Genomic DNA, 25,361 nt, shown 5'->3' on the forward strand with positions numbered 1-25,361 from the left:
AGGGTGTGAAATTTTCAAGGTACTCTATTTTGCCATTTGTAAGGGAAATAGTGGAGAAAATGCAGAATGTGTAAAAAAATAGAAAAAAAGCTGTCCGTGTGGACAGCCTCTGAAAATTATTTATGTCTGGCAGCGAGCCGATGTAGTATACTGATTACAGCGATCATATCCTCATCGTCGAGCTGCTTTAATAAGTCAGCCGCTTTTTCGTATAGAGGAAGATTGTGAAGAGCTGTATCGAAGAACTGGCAGGGAGTTACTTCCAGATATTCGCAGATTTCCAGGAAGTTCTCCATGGTAGGCAGGGAGCGCCCGGAAGAAATGGACTGGATGTAACTTTTGTTTTTGCCGAGATCCAGGCTCATCTGATATTCGGATACATTCTTTTTTATCCGCAGTTCGCTAATCCTGTCACCGATAAATTTTTTCTCCATGTCATCCACCTCTCTTCCTACATCTTCCTTCGATTTTAAACTATTTACTTCCGGCAAATTACGGAATAAAATAGAGTTATTCACTATATAAATGCTCATATTACGGAATATAACCGGAATTTACTGCTATATACCTGATTGCAAAAAAATGTGATAGAAGCGCTGTTTTAGGGTATGATGTTAATGAGGTGTTTTTAATGAAAATCATAGGTACGCAGGAAGAATTGAAATGGGTCCGCAGGGCGCTGGCAAATAACTGTAAGGGATGTATCTTTGAAGAACGATGTAATCAAAATGCCAGTGAGGAACTGAAGAAGCATGGAAAAACTCTGACAAGCTGTGAGGAATTTATGTCAAGACAGATCACGTTTGTCTGCGAGGAGGAAACAAAAGGCACAAAATAGGATAGTTATGTCATTATCACATACCATATATAGTATAAAACAAATTGACAGCACCTATATCCTGTGCTACTATACTGATATAGTTCTTTTTTATGCGTTCCCCGGCGGGGGATCATGTTTTGGGATTTTGAGAAATCCCGTACATGAAGAGGAAAAGCAGGAGCTTTTCCCGGCATAAGTTGTTTATGTTTGTAGTGAAGTGTCACCGTATGCCTGAAATGGCTGTGTGGCACTTTTTTTGTTTTATCGGTGAAGAACCAGATTGGAAAAGGATGAATGGAGAAAACAAGAGGTTTCTCTGCTCATCCTTTTTTGTTGCCGTTTATCCGGAAGAAAATGTTTCTGCCGGATTTTTGTGTATGTGTGTGGCCTGCCACAATCAGCTTCGGCTGTTTATGGATAATTATTTTAAAGAAAGGTGGAAGAAACAATGAATGAAACAATGGTTTACGCAGATGGTTTTGAAAAGACATTTGCCACGGCAGAGGAGATGCTTGATTTTCTTTCAAGAAGAGGGAAAGCCTCAGAGTGGATCCGCAAGCCCATCCGGGCCCTCCGGCTGGTGCCGCTTGAAAAAGAGGCGGACAACCTGGATAACGGAGACGCAGAGATGGAGGAAATCCTGAAGGATACGGAAAAGCACACCCGGCTTGTACTGAAGGTACGAGGCGAGGCATATCCGGTCCGGAACTGTGCAATCCAGACAATCTTAGGACGTGCCGGTATCGGCGGGGACGGCCTGCGAAAGCTGGATCTGGCAACCTATGCAAAGGTTGTGAATTGCTGCCTGAAAGCAGCGAAAGGAGAATGCCTCATCAAGATTGCGGATGGAAAAGTCTCTGCAGTCCACGGGGGAGACGCCCATGATTACAGCGTACTGGACATGAAAGCAATCTTTGAGATGACCAGCGAATATCTGCACACGAATTTCAAGGGAAGCGCTTATCTGGAAGGCTCCGGAACCTATGACCATTCCGTCATGAGTGCCATGTGGACGCTTTCCGGGAACCAGGAGCTTCTGGACACCTACAGGGATGCGCTGGACCGGTACGGAGTAAGCAAAAGAAACCTTACGCCGGCGCTGCGCCTGACCACTTCTGATGTCGCAGCCAGCGGTGTCAATCTGTATCCTATGCTGCTGACAGACGGGAACAACCATACGCTCAGCCTGGGAAGTCCGATCACTCTGGCGCACAGGAACCACAGCACGATCCTGGATTACCGCAACAATTTGAAAGAAGTGTATGCAAGATATCAGGATGCCACAGAGCGTTTGGCAGCGCTTCTGGAAATCGAGATCCATAACCCGGTGAACTGCTTAAGGTTACTGATGAAAAAGCTGAAGATCAAGGCGGCGATCCGTAATGAAGTGGTGGAGATGTATGTGGCACAGAACGGGGAACAGAGCTGTACGGCCCATGACCTTTACTATGCCATGAACGAGGCACCCTTCTATGCCGCCTGCCAGGGATTTACCGGCAGCCAGCTTTTGCGGATGGAGGAGAACCTGACCAGGGCTCTTGCCATGGACTGGAAGGAATTTGATGTATATGGCGCCGTTAAGTGTTAAGGAGGAGCTTATGAAACAGACGTTACGAATGGATTATGAACCGGAACAGGTCGTGGATATCAGCACCCTAACCAGAGAGCAATGGCTCGCATTCCGCCGTCTGGGAATCGGAGGCAGTGATGTAGCTGCCATCATGGGGATCTCGCCTTTTGTTACCAGCCGTGATCTTTACTATGACAAGATCGGCGTTACCCCGGTGATCGAGGAACCAGAAGCAAACTGGGTTGCCAAGGAATTTGGACACAGACTGGAGGATCTGGTAGCGGAGATTTTCTCTAAGAAAACCGGCCTGGAGGTGTTTCCCGTGCGGATCATGTTCCGGCATCCGCTTTACCCGTTTATGCTTGCCGATATTGATTTCTTTGTGCGTATGCCGGATGGCAGCTTTGCCATACTGGAGTGCAAAACCTGTAATTATAACGCCAAAGAGAAGTGGGATGACGGGAAAATCCCGGAGCACTATGTCTATCAGGTGCGGCACTATATGTCGGTGGTGAATATCAGTCATGCATTTATTGCGTGTCTGTGGGGAAATAACGAGAACGACTTTGTATACCGTTCTCTGGAGCGTGATCTCATGGAAGAGCAGGATATCATCGAGCAGGAAGGATATTTCTGGCGTGAATTTGTGGAGAAGAAGGTGGAACCGCCGCTGGTGGGGAAACCGGATCTGGCGCTTGCCAGCATCCGCCGTTACAGCGGCTATGCTGATAAGTCGATCCCGGAAATCCCAATCACGACGCTGGATTCCAAAAGCCTGGAAAAGTATCTTGCTTTATCAGATGAAAAATCACGCTTAGAGAAGCGTAAGAAGGAAATTGACGCTGAACAGCGTGCGATCAGTGTTCCTTTCGTGGAGTTGATGGGACAGGGATGCAAGGCATTTCTGGAAGACGGAACCAACCGTTACAAGATTACCTTTAACCCGACCCGCAGGACGATGATCGGGAAAGAAAATCTTGAAAAGCTGAAAGTACAGCATCCGGATATTTTCAAAGAATATGCTACAGAAACAGAAAACCGGATCTTCCGGTTAAAGAAGGAGGCGGCGTGATGTTAAAAGGAAAAAGAGCGTATATCTGCTCTCCGTTGTCTGCGAAAACCAAGGAAGAACGATTGTATAACATGGGGCTTGCGAAGGCGTATCTGGATACGATCAGAGAGGTATTCCACTGCCGCACGTATGCCTCCCATGCCTATCTGCCGCTGATGCTGGATGACACCATACCAGAGGAACGGAAGCTGGCGCTTTCCATTGGGAAACAGCTTTTAGACTTTTGTGACGTGCTGATTATCTGTGGCGGCAGGATTTCTTCCGGCATGGAAGGAGAAATCCGGTATGCCCATGATACCGGGAAGGAGGTGTACTGGCTCGAAGGAGGCCGGGATCCGTTTCAGTTACGGAAGATTAAAAATTGGAAGGAGATCGAATATGCGGTGCAGATACCGGAAGACCATATTTCTGAATGAGGAGAATGGATACACCATTGCGGTGTTTACCACAAAGGATACTTCTGTACCGCTTGCTGCCAGAGACAAATATTTACAGGGCCTGAAAGTGATCGGGTTTACCGCCATAGGCTTTGACCTGCCCCAGTCTGACCAGATCGAGATTGAGATGGAAGGACAATGGGAAAAGTCCAGCCACGGCCTGCAGTATCAGGTGGAAAATTTCATGGAGATTGTACCACGCACAAAGGAGGGGATCTTAGGATACCTCTCCTGCGGCTCTGTAAAGGGTGTGGGACCAAGAGTTGCAGAAGCCATTTACAAAGAATTTGGCCTTAATACGCTGGAAATCATGGAAGAACATCCCCAGGAGCTTCTGAAGGTAAAAGGAATTTCCCAGAAAAAGCTGAAGGGGATTGTGGAGTCCTACGGAAAAAACAAGGTGTTCCGGGAACTCATGACATTCCTGGCACCCTATAAGGTAACCCCCAAAAAGGTGAACCTGATCCTCCAGCGGTTTCGCAATGAGTCCGTGGAGATTGTCCGCCACAGGCCTTATCAGCTCTGTGCTGTGAAAGGGTTTGGCTTTTTAACAGTAGATGCCATTGGACGGCAGAACTGCCAGGCGCTCAATGATCCCATGCGGATTTCAGGCTGCCTCTCCCATCTCATGGAGTCTGCCATGAAGGAGGAGGGACATCTGTATCTGGAGCGCCCGGAGCTGATCCAGCGGGCATATGCCATGCTAAACCAGGATCTCCCGCATCAGGCAGTGACAGAAACAGACATCCAGCGGGTACTCTACCGGCTGGTCATGCAGGAAAGCATTGTGGTAGACGGCGAGCGGGTGTATGTGAAGAAGCGGTATGAGGAAGAAAACCAGACCGCTTCCATGATCGCCCGGCGTTTGTTGGATCAGGGCGAGGCGTATGACATCGAAAAGGAATTGGCGCAGGCCCAGACTGCCCTGGCGATTACCCTGTCAGAGAAGCAGAAACAGGCAGTGCGCATGGTGTTCCGAAACCAGATCAGCATTATTACCGGCGGGCCTGGAACCGGAAAGACCACCGTGTTAAAGATCATCCTTTATATCCATGCCATTGTCTGCCGATCACAGGTACAGCTCATGGCTCCTACGGGGCGTGCGGCACGCCGGATGGCGGAAAGCACCGGGCATGAGTACGCCTCAACGATGCACATGGCTCTGGGGCTTCTGGGTGACTTTGCCGATTATGAAGACGCAGTAGAATACCTGGAAGCCGGTTTTTTGAATCTGGATGAAGTATCCATGGTAGATATGCATTTGGGATATGAATTTTTCCGCAGGGTAAAGCCTGCCTCCCGTATCCTGCTGGTAGGCGACGTGGATCAGCTCCCGTCTGTGGGGGCCGGTGATGTGTTCCGACAGTTGATCGGCTGCGGGCTGATCCCTGTGACGGTGCTGGATCTGGTATTCCGCCAGGGAAAGACCAGCAACATCCACTTAAATGCCCGTAAAATGTTGGCAAACCGGACGGATTTTGGGTTTGGAGATGATTTCCAGTTTATCTCCTGCAATTCGGCAGATGAGACAGCAGCCATGGTACGCCAGCTTTACCAGGAAGAGGCCGCAAGGAACGGCCTGGACCATGTGCAGATTTTGACACCCTATCGGGTAAAGACGGTAAACGGCGCTAACGAGCTGAACCGGAGCCTGGAGGACCTGATCAATCCGCCAAGTCCTGGGAAAAAGGAACTGTCCGCAGGAGGGCAGACCTACCGGGAAGGGGATAAGGTGCTTCAGAACAAGAATACGTTGATGGCCAGCAATGGGGACCTGGGAAGGATTACGGATTTTTATACGGATGAGGAAGGAACCGTAAAAACGGTGATCGAATTTCCGGATGGACGTGTCGTGACCTACGAGACGGAAGATCTGGAGATGATCGAACACGCCAATGCCATTACCATACACAAGTCCCAGGGATCCGAGTGCGATATTGTCATCATCCCCTGGGTGAGAGCCTTTTATATGATGCTGAAGCGGAATATCCTGTACACAGGCATTACCCGTGCAAAGAAAAAGGTGTATCTGGTGGGGCAATGGAACGCAGTCTGCCAGGCAGTCCATACGGACGATGCCGGCAGGCGCAATACAGCTCTTGGGGAGCGGATCACCCGTTACTATTATCAATACCTGAATGAGCGTGAGCCGGAACAGCTTCGGCTTGCGGTATAAAAATAATTTCCACTTATGAAGAAAGGCAGGCTATTCCTTATGTAGAGGGATATCCTGCCCTGTTTGCGAAAGGAGCAGATTTATGAACGAATTACTGTATCAGAAAAATCAGGCAGTGGCGGCTTTGAACCGGGTAGAGGGATTTGAGCCTCTGGAATTTGCCCGCACGATCAAACAGGAGGATCAGGAAGATCAGCTTTATCTGGACGTAAAGTACCGGAAACTCTGGTTCCGTCTGGCCTATCCTCTGGGGCGGATCGCCAGTACCATTGTTCGGTTTACCGAAAATATGGCGTTGGCAGAGGCAAGGATCTATCTGAACCATGAAGATGCACCGGAGAACTATATTGCCAATGCTTTTTCTATGAAATTCCGCTCAGAGGATCCGAAGTTTGGGGACAAGTTCCTGGAGATGGCAGAGACTGCCGCCGTGGGAAGGGCACTCTCCGATGCGGGCTTTGGTGTCCAGTTTGCGGATGTGGGAGAAAGAAACGATCCGGCGCAGGTGGATGCGGGAATCCCTGTACCGCCGCAATATCCGGAAGCTGCCGTAGGTACTCCCTCTTATGGAGGACAGCCGGTTTATGCCGGACAGCCGGACTACAGTGGTCAGAACAGCTATGCCGGGAACACTCCCGCTGGAAATATGCCGTATCCAGGCAGACCGGCAGAAACCAATCCCAGTCAGAGCATGATGAACCAATTCTATCGTCAGGCCCAGGTGCAGGGAAATATGATGGGAGCGTCTGTACAACAGATGAAACCAACAGTGGCTACTCCGGATATTCCGCTGGACAAAAATCTTCCCGTGGAGGAGCTGGTGAACCAAATGACCTATGAGCAGGCGAAAGCCGTGGTTATCGGTGGCAAAGGAAAATTTGGCGGAAAATCTATGGGGCAGGTGGCTGTGGAAAGCCCTTCCAGCCTGGATTATTTCGCTAACAGCTACCGGGGGCATAACAATCTGATCCCGGCGGCAGCCAGGGTGCTGTTAAACCAAGCGTTGCCGCTTGCAGGATAAAGTAATACACAATACCCGTAGTCTGTCAAAGGGCTACGGGAGAAAGGAGGACGGGCATGGATGTATGACGGACCGGAGTTTGATTACGACATTTTAGATGTAGTCCATCTTCTGAGGCTTCATAAGCGACGGGGGAATTACTATGACTGTCCCTTCTGCGGCGATACCAAAGGGCGGTTTAACATTAATCCGGCAAAGAATGTATTCCGGTGCAACCGCTGTGATAAATCCGGCGGGATGCTAAGTCTCTATGGCGAGTTGCATAATTTGACGCTTTCTGAAGCGAACCGTGAGATCCGGGAAGCCCTCAACCGGGGAGAATACCGGCAGGTGCGTCAGACAAGGGTACAGGAAGAAAAGGAAGAACCTGTGCAGTCGAACCTTGCGTCACTGGATGAACGACACCGTACCTATACGGAATTACTGGATCAGCTTCCCCTTTACAGTATACATAGGGAAAACTTGATCTCCCGGGGTCTTACAATCGAACAGATAAAAGAACGGCGTTACCGGAGTGTTCCGATGTATGGGCTGCATAAGATTGCAGAGACACTTCAGGAGAGAGGCTGTGTGCTGGAAGGTGTGCCGGGATTTTATCGGGATACGGAGGAGCGTTGGACGCTGAATTTCAAGACGAAGAACTCCGGCTTCCTGGTTCCTGTGGAATCCATGGATGGAAAGATACAGGCATGTCAGATCCGTCTGGATCATCCCAGGGATAACAACAAATATCTCTGGCTTTCCAGTGCGGGCTATCCAAACGGCGTTTCTTCCGGAAGCCCGGTTCATGTGATCGGAGATCTGGATGCGGAAAACGTCTATTTGACGGAGGGCGGACTGAAAGGCTCGATTGCCTACTACCTGTCCGGGCATACATTTATCTGTCTGGCGGGTGTGAATATGTATCGGAGCCTGCGTCCGGTTCTGGAGGAATTTCAGCAGAGAAAGATGAAATTTCTGTTTGAGGCGTTTGACATGGACAAGAAGCTGAAAACAGACTGTGATAGGCATTATCATAAATGTTCTGTCTGCAGTGAAAAGGAGATGCCGGAAAACTGTCCATACAAGGTGGAAAAGCGCCGGATCATCCAGAACGCCTGTGGAAAAGTCTATGGGATCTGTCAGGAGTTGTCCCTGCCGGTTAGCCGTATGATCTGGGATCAGGATGCAGATGGTAACTGGAATGGAAAAATCAAAGGTATAGATGATTATTATTACGCAAAGCGGGCTGCGACGTCAGCCCCTTTGCAGAAACAGAAGGGAGTGGAAGCATGAGAAAAGGAGAAAAGCTGCTGTTTCTGGCAGGGATCCTGCTTGCCATCGGCGCGCTTGCTTTTTCAGCATGGAAACTGAGAGGAATCTATGGAGAATACCAGGAGGGCGAGGATACCTACGAAGAGCTTGCCTCATTTGTGGAGGAGCCGGAGGAGACGTCGGAACCAGATAAAACCGATATAGAACCAGACGGATATCTGCAGATTGATTTTGAAGGACTGCAGGCTGTGAACCCGGACGTGATTGGCTGGATTGATATTCCCGGCCTTTCCATCAGTTATCCGGTGGTACAGGGAACCGATAATGCTTATTATCTGCATCATCTGTTTACCGGGGAGTACAACAGCAGCGGCAGTATCTTTGCGGACTGGCATAACCAGCAGGATTTCACGGATCCAAACACCATTGTATACGGCCACAATATGAAAAATGGCAGTATGTTTGGAACCCTCTCCCATTATCAGGATCAGGCTCTGTGGGAAGCATCCCCTTACTTTTACCTGTATGTGCCTGGAAAGGTGTTGAAATATCAGATCTTCTCTTGTTATGCCGGGTATGTAGGGAGCGAGGCTTACACCTATGCGTTTCCGGAAGAGGCAGACTTTCAGGCTTTTCTGAAGCAGATCCGCTCCTATGCGGGATATGATACCGGTGTGGAAGTCGGGAAATCAGACCGGGTGGTGACACTTTCCACCTGTGTCAGCTCCAGACGGGATTATCGGTATATTGTCCACGGGAAATTGACAGAGGAAATAGCAAATTGAAGAAGAAAAGTATAGGAACAGAAAACAGCGCCGGTATGGAAAAGGAAGACACCATGCCGGTCTTTTTTTATGGAGGAAAGTATCATGTTGGAAGCTGAATATGAGAAAGAACGGGAGAAAATTGAAGGAAAAGAAGATGACAGGCTTAAGGAGGAGCGGATACAAACACTCCAGACAATTTTTCAGCGGGCCTGGCGTTATCAGGAGCGGGGGATGCTGGAGGAGATTATCTTAGGATTTGTTCAGAAAAAGACAGCGATGCTTCAAAATGCCAGGACAAAAGGCGAACTGCAGGAAATCAGCAAACCGCCTAAACCGGTTTATAACGGAAATGTCTTTACCACCGGAAAGTATGACACAGAGGAAGAAGAATTGCTGGTCTGGAGCCTTACTTGTTTGAAAGCACCGCTCAACAACCAGGCATATGAACGGTACAAAGAGCTGTTCTGCCGCCTGTTGCCGGAAAAGGCGAAGATATTATTCCCGGAAATGAATGAGAATAATCAGGCAAAAGTTGCCTGAAGAATGGAGGATGGATATGACGATCAGAGAAGCAGGAAAAGGAATTGTGACAACCGGGGGAGGTACTTACAGGATCGGATTTATCAACATGGATGGTCAGGAAGATGAGACCGAACTCGATGCTTACAACATGACGGAATTGGAAGAATTATACAGGGATTTTTGTAAAGAGAATGGATTTAGACAGAATACCGTCATTTATGTGGAGCGGTAAATGAAGCGCAGGTGCCGGGAAACCGGCGCCTGCCTTGATAGAGAAAAATTAGGATTGTTCTATTTCTTCAAATTTTCTATAAACCCGGAGATAGCGGATATAAGCCAACCCAAGCCAATAATAATTAACGCAATTTTCCACCCAATACCATTATCAAAAACAAAGATAAATGTATATAGAGCGAATAAACTAACAGGAATAGCAATTCCATATAACACCAAATGAAACTTCCTCTTTTTTTCTTTATCCATTTATTCTCACCTCATTAACTTCCAATTCGACAACTTAGGATTTGTCAATCTCTTTTTCCCCAATAATGGAGAATGTGTTCCCGCCTTGATTACTCTTTAGCAAATATATGTGGAGCTGTCAATTAACAGTCGTTTAATTTTTGTATTTCTTTACAAAAAAGTGAAAAAATGCTCATAGCAAAACCACAAATCCCCGTACATAAAAACATGACGGCCATACCACTGCCTGTACCGATACCCACAATTTTCCCCAACAAGGGCACAATATCTGCGTTTGAACGCATAAAAGGCTCGAACACATAATCAGATAAGTAACCGCCTAAAAGAATACCAAAAGGAATTGTACTATATTGTACAGCATTTCTTACCGCAAATACCCTCCCTTGAATATTCTCAGGTATTTTTTTATAGAGTATCAGATTTTCTCCCGCCATAATAAATGGAAGCGGTAAACTTGCAGCAAAGGCGGCAAACGACCAGAAAAAGACATTCCTGCCAACAGCCATTGTTAAATCTCCTAAAAGAAAAGATAGTGCGGCAGAAACATAAATCATATTTGCTTTTTTCCTGCTTTCTTTTCTCATAGATACAAGCAAGCCGCCCATAATTCCGCCAACTCCCATACAAGCATTTACAATTCCTAAGACAAGATTGTTTTCGGAACTTCTTGCTAAAATCATCGGCGATAATATATTTTCATAAGTCAACCTTGAAAAGAAGTTTATTACAGCCATTGTAAGCATGATGTATAAAATTCCCTTTTCTGTTTTCAGAAAATGAAATCCATACAGGATTTCCGCAAAAGGAGATTTGAAATTTTCCTTTGTAAGCCGTTCTGGTATGCGAATTAAAAAGAGCAGTACGAAAAAAGCAATCGCAAAGCTAAATAAATCAAATAACAAAATCAGCGGTAAGCCACCGATAGAAAAAATCACAGCCGCCAACATGGGACTAAATACAATAACTAAGTTACTGGAAAAAGAGTTCATACCACTTACATTAGACAGTTTATCCTTTGGCACTATTTTCGCTATTGCAACAGAAGACGCTGGCTGTTGAAATGCCGTACTAACTCCCACTATTATATTGATGATGTAAATATGCCATACGGAAAGATTTCCAGCCATTAAAAAAACCAGAGCAAATAAAGAAACTATTGCGGCAACAAAATCTGATACAAGCATAACCAATTTTTTTCGATGATTGTCTACAAAAGTACCAACAAATATGCTTGTCAAAATATACGGTACATAATTGCAAAAAGATATAATCGAAATGGAAAGTGCGGAATGTGTTTGTTCATAGATCCATAAAATAAATGAAAACGCCGTCATAGAACTTCCCAACTGCGATATACTTTGACTTAGCCATAAAACTATATATTTTTTGAAATTTTCCATTGAATTTTCTCCAATCTAATCTTTATTTTTTGGGGGATCAAATTGTACAAAATCCAATGTTCAGCGAAAATTACCTCTGTACAAATATCGCCTTATCATCAGATTTTGTACAGAGTTGATTGCTTAAATCAATTATTCTATGACATAACATTATCCCCACCTCCTTCTATATATGATTTTTGGTCAATAACGATAAGTTTCAAATTAGGATTTGCAATACTAGATAATATATTTATCCAGTCGATCAATCCACTCATTTGAATGCAGTAATGCGTCCTCACAATGTCCCTTTCCTTTTGAACAAATAGTTATGGAATTTTTATAATTTTTCTTGATATATTTAGCTACGTTTCTAAAAACAAATTCATTTATCTTTCCACCATAAAAATAAATAATCTGTGTATTGGGCGTATCAATATCTGAAGGAAGTTTAAATTGTCCAACTGTATATAAATATTTTTTTATGGTTTCATCTGATATATTATCTAACAGCTCTAAAAACACATCCAACTTATCTTCTGTTACCATTGTATTTATTGCGTTTCGTACCACTTTTTGATTTCGTTCTCTTGCTTTTTTTGTTATAGACAAGTACTGTTTTATAAGCATTTGAGTCATATATTTTCCAAATGGTAAAAGTGGTGAACTTTCTAAAATAACCTTTTCAAAGGTAAGCCTTTTGTTTTTCCATAAATACGATGTTAAAACTCCACCCATGCTCATTCCATAAATTGCGTATATATGGTTAATAGATTTTGATATACAATAATTTTCTATCTCTTTTGCAGTATCATCAAAGGAATTGAACTCGGACTTCTCCTGCACATCATGTCCCGGCAAAATTGGCACAAGAATATGATAGTTCTCTTTATAATGCTCTATATAATCAATCCATATTTGATATGGACTTTCAAAACCATGAACAAGCATTATTGTTGGATTATTTGTATTGCCATATTCCAAAATACGCATTTTAAGCCCCCTCTTTGCTTACACAAATTCCTATTTGTTGCTGTATTCATTCTACCAAAGACACTTCTCAAATACTATCCTAAATAAAAAATCTCAATAATTTTCTTTCCAGAGTTGCTATCTACATATCTCCTACGTATGAAATAAGTAGAAAACAATATAAGGAGAGTGACGCATTATGATAAAAAAATTGACTATCCCCGTGGATCACGGGAACCGGAACATGAAGACCCCCCATTTTCTTTTCACCACGGGGCTCTCTTCCACAGACCGTAAGCCTGCGGGACGGGAGGATTTCCTTCAGACTGACGGCAAGTATTATGTTTTGAGCGGGAAGCGTATTCCCTATCAGAGAGACAAGACGCAGGATGAGCGTTTTTCCATCCTGACCCGGTTTGCCATTGCGAAGGAACTGGAGCGGACCGGACAGGTAGCGGAGGAAGATGTGGTGCAGGTATCTCTGCCAATCGGTGTGCCGCCTAAGCATTACGCAGAGCTGGCAGACCGGTATCGGGAATATTTCCTGGGCGACGGGAAGGTGCAGGAATTGGTATACAACGGCAGGACCTATCACACTTGTATCCGGGATGTTGCGGTATATCCCCAGGCGTATGCTGCCATAATGACTGAGGGCGAGAAAATCCGGCAGATCCCCAAAGCGGTGGGAATTGATATCGGAGGATTTACTTCCGATTTCCTGCTGATGCGAAGCGGCGCCCCCTGTCTGGACTATTGTGACTCCATGGAAAAGGGTGTCATCACCATGTATAACGACATCATTTCCAGCGTCAATGGGGATCATGATATGCTCCTGGAGGAAACAGACATTGACAGTATCCTGGAAGGCAAGACGGAATATTATCCGGATATGGTGGTACATACGGTAGAAGAAATGGCCCGGAATTTTGTGACCGACTTGCTCAGCAGTGTCCGGGAGCGGGGCATTGATACGAAATCTACCTATACCATATTTATTGGAGGCGGCGCCATCTTACTCCGGCGGTTTCTGGAAAGTTCTAACCGGCTGATCAAGTATCGGTTTATTGATGATATTTTCGCAAATGCGAAAGGGTATGGCATCCTGTACCGCAGTTCTTTGGCAGGGAAGTGATGATCGTGGGAAAGAAAAATCCATATGTATTTACGATAGGATTTGACAAGAAAAATCCAGAGCATCTGGAAGTCGTAGAGATCCTGAACGGGACGGAGAAAAAGGCGGCCCTGATTGCGGAAGCCGTTCTGCAGTATATGGGGAAGAAGTCTGGTGAAGATACTGGAGTCTCCCAGGAAAGTATCCAGGCAATGGTGCGTCTTCTGGTACGGCAGGAAATGGAGCGGATTGCCGGTGAGGTTCCTGTTTCAGATATTGGAACTTTAACCAGCCAGCAGCTGCAGCCGGAGACAGAAAAGAAGCCTGCCGAAACCGTGATCGAGGATCTGAACGAAGAAGGCCCTCCGATTGATGAAAGAACGATGCAGGATATTGCGGATGCCATGGCAGCATTTAGAAATATGTGATACAGGTCTTTGGGGAGAACTCGCATGGGTTCTCCCTCTTTTTCACCGTTTTTTCAGAATTTCCATAGAAAATCCATAGAACTTCTATAAAGATTTCCGAGAAGTGTATCTTACAATGGCAGAAGAGGTGGTTATGTGGGGTTCTCTGTCCGGGTATGTAGTCCTTTCAAGAGGCCTCGCAGCGTTTGCAGCACAATTACCTGCTCTTCTTCTGAGCAAGACTCCAATTCTACCAGGATCTGCTGCATCGTCGTACTGCCGCTATTGTTCTTACGGTCTTTGATTACCGCGTCAATAGAAATGTTCAGATAGGACGCCAGGGAGCAGAGACTGTCAAAACGAGGGTTCGCCTTATAAGTTTCGATATCTGAAATTGTACGAAGGGATACGTGGGACCGTTCCGCAAGCGTATTCTGCGATAAATCTAAATTCATTCTGGCTTCTCTTACAGCATCCCCCAATCGTTGTCTATACATCCAATCACCTCATTTCCTGCATATATTTTACCGCAGACAAGCAGTATATGAAATGCGCTATTATGCGTGTTGACAGGCAGTATAACGCATACATAGAGGGGGAATCTACGGAAGATAAGGTGTGAACAGCCGGATGGATCAGACGCTATCTGAAACAATTTCAAAAAAATCCTGCTTCTTTTTGCAGGTGAAGAAACTCTTTTACACGCAGTATATGTGTTGGTTCCGACCACATATACTGCGTGCTCTCATGTAAAGTTAAATCCGCCGGATAGGATCGGGCTGCCTTTGGCAGCTTTCGGTCTTATTTTTTTGCCGTGGGAACGGAACGAAAGACTGCCAGGGTGCCGCTCGCCGCCGGCCTTCTGAATTTCTTTGGAACTACAGATGAAATTCAGGAGGAATCAACATATGAATGAAAAACATACCTATTCGGGAGATCGGACAAAGAACCATTTTACGGCATACTTACTGGAATTTATCAAAGGGCGCAGGAGCAGTTACCTGGACAAAAAGATCCGGACGGAGAAGGACTCCTTCTTGATGGAGGAAATTGCGGAGATTGAAGAACGGATCACATTTGAAGAAATGAGGGAGAACCAGGAGCGGGAAGAGATTCTGCTCAAAGAGGCTGCTGGTGAGTTCCCGGAGTGGAACGAACTCTCGGATGAAAAACTTGTGAAATCGCTGCTGATGCTCAATGAGAAAGAACGGGAGCTGATCTATCTTCACGTATTTGAGGAGCGCTCGTTTAAAAAGATCGGTCAGATGACCGGGATGACAGCAGAGCGCTGCAAGGATGCGTACTTCTATGCAATCCGTAAAATACGCAAAAGATTGGGGGATAAATAGGATGAGCTTTGATGAATTATTATTCCGGGCGAAAGCCGGCGACATGGAAGCGAAGACAGAGATCTTTGCGATGTACCGTCCATTGCTGATCAAGAACGCACTGGTGAACGGAAGATTTGATGAAGATCTGTACCAGGAGCTGGCAGTGGAACTGATGAAGTGCATCCGGTATTTCCGGGATGTGGAGTAATTAAGGAGGGACCGGGCGGCGTAAGCTGTCCGGTCTTCCTTTATGAAGATCATATTGATTTTCTAGTGACTTTCAAAATTAAAAAGTCTTATTGGAATAAAAAAGGCTGAATGGAGCGGAAAAGGAAACAGATATTTGGTACGATAATTAACGGAAACGCCACAGGGCGCTTTTTTTAGGACACAAGGTTAGATGTTGCTAACTAAAGGAGGGAAATTTATGTCCAATAATTTAGAAAAAAAACTAAAGGGAAAAGACCTCATTACCATCGGTATCTTTTCCGCAATCTACTTTGTCATCAACTTTGCCTTCATGCTTCTGGGAGGTATTCACCCTGTTCTTTGGATGCTGATGCCTGGCTTCATCGCGGTGTTTGCAGGCATTCCCTTTATGCTGATGGTCGCAAAGGTTCAAAAACTGGGTGCAGTTTTCCTGATGGGGCTTATCACTGCTCTTATCTATTTTGTCACTGGACAATTTACCCTGGTGATCCTGATCTCGATGGCTTCTACTTGCATTTTGGCTGAAGTTGTCCGAGCGGTGACTAAGTATAACAGCTTCAAGGGAAATTCGATTGCCTATGTGATTTTTTCGCTGGGGATGGTTGGTTCTCCCCTTCCCATCTGGTTGTTTAAGGCCGATTTCCTGGCGCAGATTACAGAACAGGGAATGCCCGCTGATTATGTCGCGGCAGTTGAAGCTCTGTCATCTAATACAATGCTAATCGTTCTGTTTGTTGCTCCGATCATCGGTGGTATCATCGGCGCATTTATTGCCAGAGGTCTGTTCAAAAAGCACTTTGTAAAGGCAGGAATTGTGTGATGAATGGGGAGGGCAAAAAACATACATTAAGGTTCGATCCACGGACGGAATTGCTTTTGTTGGTGCTGGCAAATATTGTGGCCTTTACCCAGCATTCCGTATGGGTTGAAATTACATGGGTTGTTTTTCTGCTCCTGCTGATCGTTGCCTGCGGGTGCCAAAAATCCGCAGGCAAACTGGCAATCGCATTTGGGATTTGTCTGGCGCTGCAATACTATGTATTCCCAAACGGGCCGAAAATTTTAGCCAGCAGCTTCACGATCATTGTATCTTATGCAAGAAAGATTTTCCCTTGTTTGATTGTCGGTACGATGGTTTTACAGAAAACGCCCGTTCGGGAATTGATGGTTGCGCTTCGGAAATGGCATATCCCGCAGGGATTGATTATTCCTTTGTCTGTAACCGTCCGGTATTTTCCGGCCTTAAAAGAAGAAACCGGCTATATCCGGGATGCCATGAAGCTCCGTAATATTCATGGGGTACAAAAAATTGAGTGCTTACTGGTGCCGATCATGATCTCTGCAACAACAACAGCGGAAGAATTATCCGCAGCCGCTGTTACACGGGGCATTGAAAATCCTGCACCAAAGACAAGCATGATTGAAATGAAGTTCGGTGTGCAGGACTTTTTGTGTCTGGCGGCAGGTTTGATTTTTTGTGTGATTTCAATTACGGTAGGTTAAGGAGGTGTTCCATGTGATCCAAATTCAGGATGTATCGTTTGAATATGAGAAAGAGCAGGGAACGCTTTCCCATATTGACCTGAATATCCAACAAGGAGAATGTGTTGTCCTTACAGGGGAGTCGGGCTGTGGTAAAACAACAGTGACAAAACTGATTAACGGCTTAATCCCTCATTTTGTCGAGGGCGGCACTTTATCCGGTACAACGATTGTGAACGGTATGGAAGTGCCGAAAACAGAAATGTACCGTCTGGCAGAACAGGTTGGCTCTGTGTTCCAAAATCCGAAATCTCAGTTTTTCAATATTGACTCGGACAGCGAAATTACTTTTGGTCTGGAAAATGCAGGCGTCGAACCAAAGAAAATCAAAGAGCGCTATGAGGCCACTGTTTCCGCCCTGAAAATTCAATCGCTTTTGGGAAGAAACATTTTTTCCATGTCTGGCGGGGAAAAACAAAGTCTTGCGTTTGCCTCTGTATATGCCATGAACCCGTCCGTTTTTGTGCTGGACGAGCCGACAGCAAATTTGGATGCCGACGCGATTGACACTTTACGCCAGCAGATTATCCAGATCAAAAAAGAAGGACGGACGGTTGTTATTGCCGAACACCGTCTATATTTTCTGATGGACCTGATCGACCGGGCGATCTTCATTCAAAAAGGAAAAATTGTTCAGGCTTTTTCAAGAGATGAGTTTCGCAATCTTTCGGATGAGCAGCGTATCAGGATGGGGCTTAGAAGTCTTGTCCATCCTGTGCTGGAGCTGCCTCCCGCCGATCCGCCAGGAGCGCAGGAAGGCTTATCCGTAGAAAATCTTTCCTGTGCCTTTGATAAGCAGCCGGTATTCAGCGGCCTTGGCTTTTCTGCAAAACGGGGCGAAGTGTTGGGGATTGTCGGTCATAACGGCGCGGGAAAAACGACGATGACGCGCTGCCTGTGCGGGCTTTTGAAAGAAGTGAATGGAACAGTCCGGCTGGACGGGCAAACACTGAAAGCAAAACAGCGTAATAAGGCCAGCTTTTGTGTTATGCAGGATGTGAACCATCAGCTTTTTTCAGACAGCGTATGGAACGAATGTGAACTGGCGCAGCCAGATTGTCCGCCGGAGCGGATTGAAGAAATTCTCAGGTCTTTTGATTTGCTGGATTTCAAAGACCGTCATCCGATGGCCCTGTCAGGAGGCCAGAAGCAGCGCCTTGCGGTGGCAACCGCTATTCTCTCCGACAAGGATGTGCTTGTCTTTGACGAGCCTACCAGTGGGCTGGACTATCATCGTATGCTGGAAGTGAGCAACATGATCCGCAAGTTGAATGATGAAAATAAAGTTATCATCATTGTTTCCCATGATTTTGAGTTTTTGGGCCGGACTTGTGATAAAATATTTGATATGGAGGGATGCTCCAAAGAAAGGAGGTAGCGTCTATGCCGGAACTGTTCCGGGAAATGTACTACGGCCCCAATGTTCAAAACCTGGTCGAGTCCGATGATTGCAAGGTCATGCGTTTAAGCGATAATTCTGGTGAAGGCATGATGACGCTCTATCATGTCTTTCCCGGTGTATTTCTCATGTATAATGATTTTCACATGAAGGAGTGCATTTCGGGTTTCCAGACAGATATGGACCTGCTTTGTATCGACCACTGCCGGGAAGGGCGCATTGAGCAGGAAGTCGGCCAAAATGCCTTTAGCTATTTAGAGGCTGGCGATCTTCGGGTGGATCGCCGCATCCATCATTCCGGCAAGGTGGAATTTCCACTTTCTCACTATCACGGTATTTCCATTGGCTTTCAGATGGAGACTGCGGCAAAGGAAATCCCGGCCTCTATGAAAGACTTTTCTGTGGATCTTTATGAATTGCAAAAAAAGTATTGCAGCGACCGTACACCCTATGTCATTCCAGGAGAACCGGCCATTGAGCATATTTTTTCCGAACTCTACAATGTCCCGGTCAAAATCAAAAAGGACTATTTCAAGATCAAAGTGTTGGAGCTGCTGCTGTATCTGGACGCACTGGAACTTTCGGGCCATACAGAAGAACGCCCCTATTTTTATAAAGGCCAGGTTGAGAAAATCAAAGCGATCCAGGCACTTCTGACGCAGGATTTGACCAAAAACTATACTTTGGAAGAACTCTCCGCGCGGTTTGATATTGCCCTGACCCCTATGAAAAACTGTTTCAAATCGGTATATGGCAGCCCGATTTTTACATACATGAGAAACTATCGAATGAACTATGCTGCCTCTTTACTGAAATCAGATAAGTCGCTGAAAGTGGCGGAGATTGCGGGACTTGTGGGATATGACAGCCCCAGCAAATTCGCGTCCGCATTTCATCAGACAATGGGAAAAACGCCGTTGGAATATCGAAAATCAATTATCTGATTGGAATAAAAAAGGCCGTGTGGAGCGGAAAGAAAAATTGAATTGTGATAGCATTAAGGATGGTTAGCAAAGATTAACCATCCTTATTTCTTTGCTGGCTAAATTGATCGAGAGAGGTGAATTGATATGAAGCAGCAAAAAGAGCATTGGGTCAAAACACTTTTCTCTTTTGCAGGTCCCTGCAAAGGGAAAATGACCCTCTCGGTTTTGTGTGCCATTTTAAGTGTTGCCGGAGGCTTTGTTCCGTTTTGGGCGGTGTATGAAATCCTGCTCCTGTTCATTAACCGGACCGCTACTTTGAACAACATCCTGCTCTGGTGTCTGGTAGGAGTAGGCGGATACCTGATCCGTGTCATCTGCTTTGGCATTTCCACAATTTTGGCACATATCTCCGCTTACACGATACTGGAAGGTATCCGCCTGAAAATCGCAAACCGTCTGATGAGGGCGCCCCTTGGCGAAGTAATGGGACGAAGGATCGGTTACTTGAAGAATATTATCATGGACAAGGTGGAGGATTTGGAGCCGCCTTTGGCTCACATGATCCCGGAGCTGACATCGAACCTGCTCCTTCCGGTTGCTATTTTTATCTGGTTGCTGGCGATTGACTGGCGTTTGGGCCTTGCAGTTCTGATTGCTCCGGTTCTGGCTATGATCCCCATGTTCTTTCTCATGCGGAACTATAACAGCCAGTACGCAGCTTATATGGAGGCAAACAATCATGTAAACAATGTCATTATTGAGTATGTGGAAGGCATTGAGGTTGTTAAGGCGTTCAATCAAAGCACCAGTTCCTATGAGAAGTTCGTGGGAGCGGTAAAGTCCTTTAAGGACTTTACCCTGGCATGGTTCAAGAGTACCTGGAAAACAATGAACCTGATGATGGCGATCATGCCCACCACCCTGTTGGGGGTACTTCCCATTGGTTTGCTGTTGACGCAGAGCAGGAGTATCACGCCTGCTGAATTGGCGATGGGAATTATTCTCTCGCTGAGTATTGTCGGCCCGCTGATGAAGGCTACTACTTTTATCAACGAGGCAAAGTCAATGGAATATGCAGTAGAAGCCGCAAATGAACTTCTGAACCTGCCCGTATTGCCAGACTCTGGCAAAATTGTTCCGATCAGGCACACAGATATTGTTTTACAGGATGTATCTTTCTCCTATGATGGCACCGGGCAAAACGAAGTGCTGCATGACATCAGCCTGAAAATGCCGCAGGGAAGTTTTACAGCCCTGGTTGGGCCATCCGGTGGCGGCAAGTCCACCGTTGCCCGGCTGATTGCCCGATTTTGGGATGTGACCGGCGGTAGCATCTCCATCGACGGCACGAATATCAAGGAACTTTCCATCCGGCAGCTTTCCGAATTGGTCAGTTTCGTGACACAGGACAATTTCCTGTTTAACTGCTCTCTCAAAGAGAACATCCGCCTGGGTAATCCAAATGCTACGGATGAGGAAGTATATGCCGCCGCAAAAGCGGCCTGCTGTGATGATTTCATTGTTCGACTGGAAAAAGGATATGATACCCCGGCCGGTGATGCTGGCAAGCGGCTCTCCGGCGGAGAAAAGCAACGAATTGCTATTGCGAGAGCAATCCTGAAAAATGCGCCTATTGTGATTTTGGACGAGGCAACTGCCTTCACTGACCCGCAGAATGAAGATAAAATCCAGAAATCCATCATGGCCCTTTCCAAAGGAAAGACCCTGCTGGTGATTGCACACCGTCTGTCTACCATTCAAAACGCAGATCAGATTGTCGTTTTGAAGAAAGGACAGATTGTTGATTGCGGAAAGCAGGAGGAACTCCTGGAACGCTGCCCGCTTTATGCGGATATGTGGCAGGCTCATATTGGTGCAAAGAACTGGTCTGTGGGCGAGAAAAAGGAGGTGGCTGTCAATGTTTAAGTCAATGAAACGCATTATCCGGTGGGCTGGTAAATATAAAGGCCGCCTCTATCTTGGTTCTGTGTGTTCCTTTTTCAGCAGTTTGTCTACTGCTATTCCTACAATGGCAGCCGCGTTCGCACTGGATAAAGCGATCCAGGCATACTGGACGAATACTGCGATTGATACTGTTTTAATCTGGCAAATGCTGGGGATCATTATTGGCTCGATTGCATTGAACTTCCTGCTTTCTTATCTCCGGGCAGTATTGCAGGAGAGCATTGGATATGAAGTGGCCGCCGGGCAGCGTATTCATCTGGGCGATGTACTGAAACGGGTTCCCCTTGGGTACTTTTCACAGAACAGTGTCGGTGACATTCTGGCAGGCGTTACCACGGAATTGTCTACTTTGGAATTACAGGGTATGAAAATGGTGGATGTCATCATCAATGGATACGCAAAGTTTATTGCCATCGTTTTATGCCTGATCTTCTTCAGCCCCGTTGCTGCGGTTATTTCCATTGTTGGCGTTGCTCTTTCAGCGCTGGCTTTGCAAGGGATCAGCAGACACAGTGAAAAAAACGCTGCAACAACCCATAAAGCAATGGAAGATATGTCCGGCGCAGCGATTGAATACATCCGAGGGCTTTCCATTGTGAAGTCTTTTGGACAGGAAGGGGCCTCTATTGAGAACTTTCGTAATGCCAGTAAAGACCTGAAAGATATTCATATCAAGGTGGAAAAAGGCTTTACTCCCTTTAACTGTCTGCATTTGTTTGCCTTAAAACTGGCTTCGATGGGAATTGTCTTTATTTGTGCATGGCAGGCGTTGCAGGGACAAATGAGTATGGCATTCTTCCTGATGTTTGTTCTGTTCTCTTTTGTGATGTTTGGCAGCGTGGAGAATATCAATGACGCGGCCCATATGCTCGGAGTTGTGGACTCTGCCATGAATAAGCTGGAAGCGTTGGAGAATGTAAACTATATCGACCGGGACGGCACCGACATAAAACCGACATCCTATGATATTGAGTTTAGGGATGTTTCTTTCGGATATGACAGCCGGATTGTTTTGCATGACCTGAACTTCAAAATTCCGCAAAATAGCACAACGGCCATCGTGGGGCCATCTGGCAGTGGAAAATCTACGCTGTGTAACCTGATTGCCCGTTTTTACGATGTTAACAGCGGAATGATTACCATTGGTGGAACGGATATTCGCAGATTTACCTGCGATAGTCTACTCAAAAATATCAGCATGGTTTTTCAGAATGTCTACCTGTTCCGGGATACCATTAAGAATAACATTAAATTCGGCAGCCCGGACGCTACGGATGAACAGATTATCGCCGCCGCAAAAGCGGCCCGCTGCCATGACTTTATAATGGCTTTGCCGGACGGATATGACACGGTGATTGGTGAAGGGGGTTCTTCGCTTTCCGGCGGTGAAAAGCAAAGAATTTCTATCGCCAGGGCGATGCTCAAGGATGCTCCCATTGTTATCTTGGATGAGGCGACAGCAAGCATCGACCCGGAGAATGAGCATCTGATCCAGGAAGCTATTTCTGCCCTGACACATGGCAAGACCATTATTACGATTGCTCATCGTCTGGCTACGATTGAGAACGCCGACCAGATCCTTGTGATTGATGGCGGGACTGTGGCTCAGAGAGGTACACATAAGGAACTGCTACAACAGGAAGGTACTTATAAAAAGTTTATCCAAATCCGTGAACAAGCCGAGGGCTGGCGGATACAATAAAGGCGGTGGTATATGAAACTTCACAAATCTGGAGAGGATTATCTGGAAGCTATCTTTGTCCTGCAGCAGAAAAAAGGAATGGTTCGCTCTGTTGATGTGGCGCAGCATCTGGGTGTGAAAAAGCCCAGTGTGTGTAATGCGGTTTCCATTTTGGAGCAATGCGGCTTCTTGGTTAAAGATGAGGACCATTTCCTTCACTTAACTGAGAAGGGCCGTAAGACGGCTGAGACAATCTATGAACGGCACTGCTATTTTAAAAACTGGCTGATTGAGGCAGGTGTGGAGGATGCCACAGCGGAACAGGAAGCCTGCAGGATCGAGCATGACATCAGTGAGCAGAGCTTCCAGAAATTGAAGAGATGGAAGGAGCTGGGACATTCTGAAGAAACAAATGGTGATTGAATTTCCAGAGGAGCGGCTGCCGGAGATCTGCAGCTTCAAGAGAAAACTCCAGACTCTGGAAGGTGTGAAGATCTACATGGAGCCGCAGCAGATCCGATATCCGGGATTTTTTCTGGATATGCTCCAACGTAAGGTTATGGTGGAGGAAAAAGAGGTGCCTCTGACTGCCAGGGAATTTGACATCCTTGCAGTCATGGCCCGGCATCCGGGACGTGTGTATACCTATGCTCAGATTTGCCACCTGATCTATGGGGAAACGGATGTCGGGGAAGAAATGTACAGTAGTGCCTACTGTCTGATCAGCAGCCTGCGGAAGAAGCTGGAGAAGGAACCACGGCACCCCCGGTATCTTGATACCGTATATGGTGTCGGGTATCGGTTTGAGATTGCATAAATAATAATCGTTATAACCATCAAGGGGCGCTGCTTTTTACACAGCGTCCCTTGAGTTCTTTCATAAGATATTTACTACAGTTTCTATTATGAGAACGGCATGGTCGAACCATGGTAACCATCCACATGAAGCGGGAGGACTGTAGCTCCGGCTTCTATTTTTTTGATCTGCACGTCATGAGATAATCCCAGGACAGCGCAGCCACACGAAACCTTTTCAATGACTGACTGGCCCGATGCCAGGTCAACGATTGCATGGCCGTTCATTGTTCCAATCCGTGTATTTCCATTCAAGCTCAGAATACGGGAGTTGTCCTGCATGGTATGGATCTGGCTATCCCTATATGCATGACGAATAAGTGAAATATCTTTCATCTTATGGACAACTGCATTCTCGCACAAATTAGTGATCATAGCATGGTCATCCAGGCATTGGATTTGAGCGTTTCCCTGAACATTCTTAATGAAAGAGTTTCCTGTGATGACCTCTGTCTGAGCGTGATCCTCTATGGTATCTATGACAGAATCAAAACAGTAGATTTCTGCATCTCCACATACGGTTTCCACCTCACAGTGATATAAGATATGTTTACCGCTGCTGATCAGCTTGATCGTCTCATTTGCCCGCAGGTATTTCTTCTGCCAATCTTTCAGTGCGGCGATTAACCGTTGCTGGATAGGTTTGTTTTTCCATAAAGGTCTGTCCAGCCAGGAATCGGGGGTGAACATAGAAAAGTTCATTTCCTCCTGCTTCGGGCTGATCCACCATTTCCAACAATATGGATGCAATCTAAAAATAATGGGATAGGTGCCGTCCTTAATATATCCGGCATCGGCTGAAGATGCCAGAATATCCTGTACCCCTTTATCCCCTCTTGCTGTTGCGTAACCTTCATTTTCAAATAATACAATACTAAATTCTAAATCCATTCTTTTCTCCTTTTTTGTGGGTGTTCCTCCGGAAATTTAATTCAATCCTCCTCTCCTGCTTTCAGGCATAAAAAAAGAGAATGATGCCGGATGCTCATTCTCAAACTTCGTACAGAGATCTCTGCAAAATAAAAAGCCAGAAGGTACTGCCCTGGTGGCAGAATATCCCTCTGACTGATTACAAACCTAAACAGCATATCCTTTTCCGGATAAACACAATTAATGATTACAGAATAAGTATATTACTATATCTGGTATATGTCAAATTATATTGCAACAAAATATAGGAATATTTCTGCTTTTTCAATAAAAGTTGCTATCTGCATATCCCATACGTATGAAATAAGTAACAGAGCCATATGAAGCGTTAAGGAAAGATATAGTATTGAACAAACAGAAAATCATCCACTCTGCGAAAATGCAGCCCTATTATTCTTATGAAAAGTAAAAATACAGGAGCTTCCTGTATAATACAAATATAGGGAATTCCACGAAAGGTGGTTGAGAAAAAAAGATACCTCAGAGTAAAATAAGATTTGCTGACTTTGCTGGTTAGTACAAATCCTATAG

Annotated in this window: 28 protein-coding genes; 22 read left to right on the plus strand and 6 right to left on the minus strand. The window is 45.9% G+C overall.

The window, feature by feature from the left end:
• Nucleotides 1-116: 116 nt before the first annotated feature.
• Entirely contained in the window at nucleotides 117-434 is a 318-nt protein-coding gene (locus B5G00_RS06935) for a helix-turn-helix domain-containing protein (RefSeq protein WP_087200766.1), read from the minus strand.
• Between the two features lie 197 nt (nucleotides 435-631).
• Between B5G00_RS06935 and B5G00_RS06940 the strand changes: the two genes are divergently transcribed.
• The 10 genes from B5G00_RS06940 (at nucleotide 632) to B5G00_RS06990 (ending at nucleotide 9,871) form a co-directional block, all read left to right on the plus strand.
• On the plus strand, nucleotides 632-838 hold the full coding sequence (locus B5G00_RS06940) for a hypothetical protein (protein WP_087200768.1): 207 nt from the start codon (nucleotides 632-634) through the stop codon (nucleotides 836-838).
• 430 nt (nucleotides 839-1,268) lie between these two features.
• Nucleotides 1,269-2,408, plus strand: a complete 1,140-nt coding sequence (locus B5G00_RS06950) for a transposase (RefSeq protein ID WP_087270515.1) — start codon at nucleotides 1,269-1,271, stop codon at nucleotides 2,406-2,408.
• A 10-nt stretch (nucleotides 2,409-2,418) separates the two neighbouring features.
• A complete protein-coding gene (locus B5G00_RS06955) occupies nucleotides 2,419-3,462 on the plus strand; it encodes a YqaJ viral recombinase family nuclease (RefSeq protein ID WP_087270520.1) in 1,044 nt (347 codons plus the stop codon).
• Nucleotides 3,462-3,878 carry a DUF7768 domain-containing protein gene (locus tag B5G00_RS06960; protein WP_087270524.1) on the plus strand — a complete coding sequence of 139 codons (417 nt, stop codon included), beginning with the start codon at nucleotides 3,462-3,464 and terminating at the stop codon, nucleotides 3,876-3,878. Before B5G00_RS06955 ends, B5G00_RS06960 begins: the two co-directional genes overlap by 1 nt.
• Nucleotides 3,841-6,075, plus strand: a complete 2,235-nt coding sequence (recD2, locus tag B5G00_RS06965) for an SF1B family DNA helicase RecD2 (RefSeq protein ID WP_087270529.1) — start codon at nucleotides 3,841-3,843, stop codon at nucleotides 6,073-6,075. Before B5G00_RS06960 ends, recD2 begins: the two co-directional genes overlap by 38 nt.
• An 82-nt stretch (nucleotides 6,076-6,157) precedes the next feature.
• Nucleotides 6,158-7,096: a hypothetical protein gene (locus B5G00_RS06970; protein ID WP_054353195.1), complete on the plus strand. Its 939-nt coding sequence runs from the start codon at nucleotides 6,158-6,160 to the stop codon at nucleotides 7,094-7,096.
• Between the two features lie 60 nt (nucleotides 7,097-7,156).
• A complete protein-coding gene (locus B5G00_RS06975; RefSeq protein ID WP_206423778.1) occupies nucleotides 7,157-8,371 on the plus strand; it encodes a CHC2 zinc finger domain-containing protein in 1,215 nt (404 codons plus the stop codon).
• A complete protein-coding gene (srtB, locus tag B5G00_RS06980; protein WP_087270532.1) occupies nucleotides 8,368-9,135 on the plus strand; it encodes a class B sortase in 768 nt (255 codons plus the stop codon). Before B5G00_RS06975 ends, srtB begins: the two co-directional genes overlap by 4 nt.
• An 84-nt stretch (nucleotides 9,136-9,219) precedes the next feature.
• Nucleotides 9,220-9,657 carry a hypothetical protein gene (locus B5G00_RS06985; protein WP_087270536.1) on the plus strand — a complete coding sequence of 146 codons (438 nt, stop codon included), beginning with the start codon at nucleotides 9,220-9,222 and terminating at the stop codon, nucleotides 9,655-9,657.
• Between the two features lie 16 nt (nucleotides 9,658-9,673).
• Nucleotides 9,674-9,871 (plus strand): hypothetical protein, encoded by a 198-nt coding sequence (locus B5G00_RS06990; RefSeq protein WP_054353192.1) that lies wholly within the window; start codon nucleotides 9,674-9,676, stop codon nucleotides 9,869-9,871.
• Nucleotides 9,872-9,930: 59 nt separating this feature from the next.
• Here B5G00_RS06990 and B5G00_RS06995 read toward each other — a convergent pair whose 3' ends face one another.
• The 3 genes from B5G00_RS06995 to B5G00_RS07005 form a co-directional block, all read right to left on the minus strand.
• Complete coding sequence (locus B5G00_RS06995) at nucleotides 9,931-10,122, minus strand: hypothetical protein (protein WP_054353191.1); 192 nt, start codon at nucleotides 10,120-10,122, stop codon at nucleotides 9,931-9,933.
• 122 nt (nucleotides 10,123-10,244) lie between these two features.
• Complete coding sequence (locus B5G00_RS07000; protein WP_087270539.1) at nucleotides 10,245-11,522, minus strand: MFS transporter; 1,278 nt, start codon at nucleotides 11,520-11,522, stop codon at nucleotides 10,245-10,247.
• A 219-nt stretch (nucleotides 11,523-11,741) separates the two neighbouring features.
• The gene (locus tag B5G00_RS07005) at nucleotides 11,742-12,494 is read right to left on the minus strand and encodes a hypothetical protein (protein WP_087270542.1); all 753 of its coding nucleotides are present in this window, start codon (nucleotides 12,492-12,494) and stop codon (nucleotides 11,742-11,744) included.
• A gap of 178 nt (nucleotides 12,495-12,672) precedes the next feature.
• On the opposite strand from B5G00_RS07005, the gene B5G00_RS07010 reads away from it, so the two are divergent.
• Both B5G00_RS07010 and B5G00_RS07015 read left to right on the plus strand, forming a co-directional pair.
• Nucleotides 12,673-13,605 carry a ParM/StbA family protein gene (locus tag B5G00_RS07010; RefSeq protein ID WP_087270545.1) on the plus strand — a complete coding sequence of 311 codons (933 nt, stop codon included), beginning with the start codon at nucleotides 12,673-12,675 and terminating at the stop codon, nucleotides 13,603-13,605.
• Between the two features lie 5 nt (nucleotides 13,606-13,610).
• Nucleotides 13,611-14,012: a hypothetical protein gene (locus B5G00_RS07015; RefSeq protein ID WP_140403121.1), complete on the plus strand. Its 402-nt coding sequence runs from the start codon at nucleotides 13,611-13,613 to the stop codon at nucleotides 14,010-14,012.
• A 131-nt stretch (nucleotides 14,013-14,143) separates the two neighbouring features.
• Here the strand turns inward: B5G00_RS07015 and B5G00_RS07020 are convergent, their stop codons facing one another.
• The gene (locus tag B5G00_RS07020; protein WP_242971308.1) at nucleotides 14,144-14,446 is read right to left on the minus strand and encodes a helix-turn-helix transcriptional regulator; all 303 of its coding nucleotides are present in this window, start codon (nucleotides 14,444-14,446) and stop codon (nucleotides 14,144-14,146) included.
• Nucleotides 14,447-14,899: 453 nt separating this feature from the next.
• Between B5G00_RS07020 and B5G00_RS07025 the strand changes: the two genes are divergently transcribed.
• The 10 genes from B5G00_RS07025 (at nucleotide 14,900) to B5G00_RS07070 (ending at nucleotide 23,862) form a co-directional block, all read left to right on the plus strand.
• On the plus strand, nucleotides 14,900-15,340 hold the full coding sequence (locus tag B5G00_RS07025; protein WP_087270550.1) for a sigma-70 family RNA polymerase sigma factor: 441 nt from the start codon (nucleotides 14,900-14,902) through the stop codon (nucleotides 15,338-15,340).
• Between the two features lies 1 nt (nucleotide 15,341).
• A complete protein-coding gene (locus tag B5G00_RS07030; RefSeq protein WP_087270553.1) occupies nucleotides 15,342-15,530 on the plus strand; it encodes a helix-turn-helix domain-containing protein in 189 nt (62 codons plus the stop codon).
• Between the two features lie 219 nt (nucleotides 15,531-15,749).
• Nucleotides 15,750-16,352 (plus strand): MptD family putative ECF transporter S component, encoded by a 603-nt coding sequence (locus B5G00_RS07035; RefSeq protein WP_087270556.1) that lies wholly within the window; start codon nucleotides 15,750-15,752, stop codon nucleotides 16,350-16,352.
• Nucleotides 16,352-17,035, plus strand: coding sequence for an energy-coupling factor transporter transmembrane component T (locus B5G00_RS07040; protein WP_087235215.1), 684 nt, complete (start codon nucleotides 16,352-16,354; stop codon nucleotides 17,033-17,035). The genes B5G00_RS07035 and B5G00_RS07040 overlap by 1 nt, the downstream gene beginning before the upstream one ends.
• Before the next feature lie 13 nt (nucleotides 17,036-17,048).
• Nucleotides 17,049-18,452 (plus strand): ABC transporter ATP-binding protein, encoded by a 1,404-nt coding sequence (locus B5G00_RS07045; RefSeq protein ID WP_330396317.1) that lies wholly within the window; start codon nucleotides 17,049-17,051, stop codon nucleotides 18,450-18,452.
• Between the two features lie 5 nt (nucleotides 18,453-18,457).
• Entirely contained in the window at nucleotides 18,458-19,417 is a 960-nt protein-coding gene (locus tag B5G00_RS07050) for a helix-turn-helix domain-containing protein (RefSeq protein ID WP_087235308.1), read from the plus strand.
• 126 nt (nucleotides 19,418-19,543) lie between these two features.
• On the plus strand, nucleotides 19,544-21,325 hold the full coding sequence (locus B5G00_RS07055) for an ABC transporter ATP-binding protein (RefSeq protein WP_087270561.1): 1,782 nt from the start codon (nucleotides 19,544-19,546) through the stop codon (nucleotides 21,323-21,325).
• The gene (locus B5G00_RS07060) at nucleotides 21,318-23,066 is read left to right on the plus strand and encodes an ABC transporter ATP-binding protein (RefSeq protein WP_087270565.1); all 1,749 of its coding nucleotides are present in this window, start codon (nucleotides 21,318-21,320) and stop codon (nucleotides 23,064-23,066) included. The genes B5G00_RS07055 and B5G00_RS07060 overlap by 8 nt, the downstream gene beginning before the upstream one ends.
• A 12-nt stretch (nucleotides 23,067-23,078) precedes the next feature.
• Entirely contained in the window at nucleotides 23,079-23,468 is a 390-nt protein-coding gene (locus tag B5G00_RS07065; protein ID WP_087270567.1) for a metal-dependent transcriptional regulator, read from the plus strand.
• Nucleotides 23,458-23,862, plus strand: a complete 405-nt coding sequence (locus B5G00_RS07070; RefSeq protein ID WP_015573119.1) for a winged helix-turn-helix domain-containing protein — start codon at nucleotides 23,458-23,460, stop codon at nucleotides 23,860-23,862. Before B5G00_RS07065 ends, B5G00_RS07070 begins: the two co-directional genes overlap by 11 nt.
• An 86-nt stretch (nucleotides 23,863-23,948) precedes the next feature.
• Here B5G00_RS07070 and B5G00_RS07075 read toward each other — a convergent pair whose 3' ends face one another.
• The gene (locus tag B5G00_RS07075; protein ID WP_087162981.1) at nucleotides 23,949-24,791 is read right to left on the minus strand and encodes a hypothetical protein; all 843 of its coding nucleotides are present in this window, start codon (nucleotides 24,789-24,791) and stop codon (nucleotides 23,949-23,951) included.
• Between the last annotated feature and the right edge of the window lie 570 nt (nucleotides 24,792-25,361).

The organism is Blautia sp. An46 (assembly GCF_002161645.1).
Lineage (GTDB): Bacteria > Bacillota > Clostridia > Lachnospirales > Lachnospiraceae > Blautia > Blautia ornithocaccae.

Excerpts from the sequence above, each read along its gene's own strand:
- B5G00_RS06985 (WP_087270536.1), top strand. The coding sequence starts at position 9,220 with ATGTTGGAAGCTGAATATGAGAAAGAACGGGAGAAAATTGAAGGAAAA.
- B5G00_RS06975 (WP_206423778.1), top strand. The coding sequence starts at position 7,157 with ATGTATGACGGACCGGAGTTTGATTACGACATTTTAGATGTAGTCCAT.
- B5G00_RS06935 (WP_087200766.1), bottom strand. The coding sequence starts at position 434 with ATGGAGAAAAAATTTATCGGTGACAGGATTAGCGAACTGCGGATAAAA.
- B5G00_RS07060 (WP_087270565.1), top strand. The coding sequence starts at position 21,318 with ATGTTTAAGTCAATGAAACGCATTATCCGGTGGGCTGGTAAATATAAA.
- B5G00_RS07030 (WP_087270553.1), top strand. The coding sequence starts at position 15,342 with ATGAGCTTTGATGAATTATTATTCCGGGCGAAAGCCGGCGACATGGAA.
- B5G00_RS06970 (WP_054353195.1), top strand. The coding sequence starts at position 6,158 with ATGAACGAATTACTGTATCAGAAAAATCAGGCAGTGGCGGCTTTGAAC.
- B5G00_RS07000 (WP_087270539.1), bottom strand. The coding sequence starts at position 11,522 with ATGGAAAATTTCAAAAAATATATAGTTTTATGGCTAAGTCAAAGTATA.
- B5G00_RS06990 (WP_054353192.1), top strand. The coding sequence starts at position 9,674 with ATGACGATCAGAGAAGCAGGAAAAGGAATTGTGACAACCGGGGGAGGT.
- B5G00_RS07050 (WP_087235308.1), top strand. The coding sequence starts at position 18,458 with ATGCCGGAACTGTTCCGGGAAATGTACTACGGCCCCAATGTTCAAAAC.
- B5G00_RS06950 (WP_087270515.1), top strand. The coding sequence starts at position 1,269 with ATGAATGAAACAATGGTTTACGCAGATGGTTTTGAAAAGACATTTGCC.
- B5G00_RS07005 (WP_087270542.1), bottom strand. The coding sequence starts at position 12,494 with ATGCGTATTTTGGAATATGGCAATACAAATAATCCAACAATAATGCTT.
- B5G00_RS07020 (WP_242971308.1), bottom strand. The coding sequence starts at position 14,446 with ATGAATTTAGATTTATCGCAGAATACGCTTGCGGAACGGTCCCACGTA.
- srtB (WP_087270532.1), top strand. The coding sequence starts at position 8,368 with ATGAGAAAAGGAGAAAAGCTGCTGTTTCTGGCAGGGATCCTGCTTGCC.
- B5G00_RS06995 (WP_054353191.1), bottom strand. The coding sequence starts at position 10,122 with ATGGATAAAGAAAAAAAGAGGAAGTTTCATTTGGTGTTATATGGAATT.
- B5G00_RS07070 (WP_015573119.1), top strand. The coding sequence starts at position 23,458 with ATGGTGATTGAATTTCCAGAGGAGCGGCTGCCGGAGATCTGCAGCTTC.
- B5G00_RS07025 (WP_087270550.1), top strand. The coding sequence starts at position 14,900 with ATGAATGAAAAACATACCTATTCGGGAGATCGGACAAAGAACCATTTT.
- recD2 (WP_087270529.1), top strand. The coding sequence starts at position 3,841 with ATGCGGTGCAGATACCGGAAGACCATATTTCTGAATGAGGAGAATGGA.
- B5G00_RS07040 (WP_087235215.1), top strand. The coding sequence starts at position 16,352 with ATGAATGGGGAGGGCAAAAAACATACATTAAGGTTCGATCCACGGACG.
- B5G00_RS07055 (WP_087270561.1), top strand. The coding sequence starts at position 19,544 with ATGAAGCAGCAAAAAGAGCATTGGGTCAAAACACTTTTCTCTTTTGCA.
- B5G00_RS07010 (WP_087270545.1), top strand. The coding sequence starts at position 12,673 with ATGATAAAAAAATTGACTATCCCCGTGGATCACGGGAACCGGAACATG.
- B5G00_RS06955 (WP_087270520.1), top strand. The coding sequence starts at position 2,419 with ATGAAACAGACGTTACGAATGGATTATGAACCGGAACAGGTCGTGGAT.
- B5G00_RS07035 (WP_087270556.1), top strand. The coding sequence starts at position 15,750 with ATGTCCAATAATTTAGAAAAAAAACTAAAGGGAAAAGACCTCATTACC.
- B5G00_RS07065 (WP_087270567.1), top strand. The coding sequence starts at position 23,079 with ATGAAACTTCACAAATCTGGAGAGGATTATCTGGAAGCTATCTTTGTC.
- B5G00_RS07075 (WP_087162981.1), bottom strand. The coding sequence starts at position 24,791 with ATGGATTTAGAATTTAGTATTGTATTATTTGAAAATGAAGGTTACGCA.
- B5G00_RS06960 (WP_087270524.1), top strand. The coding sequence starts at position 3,462 with ATGTTAAAAGGAAAAAGAGCGTATATCTGCTCTCCGTTGTCTGCGAAA.
- B5G00_RS06940 (WP_087200768.1), top strand. The coding sequence starts at position 632 with ATGAAAATCATAGGTACGCAGGAAGAATTGAAATGGGTCCGCAGGGCG.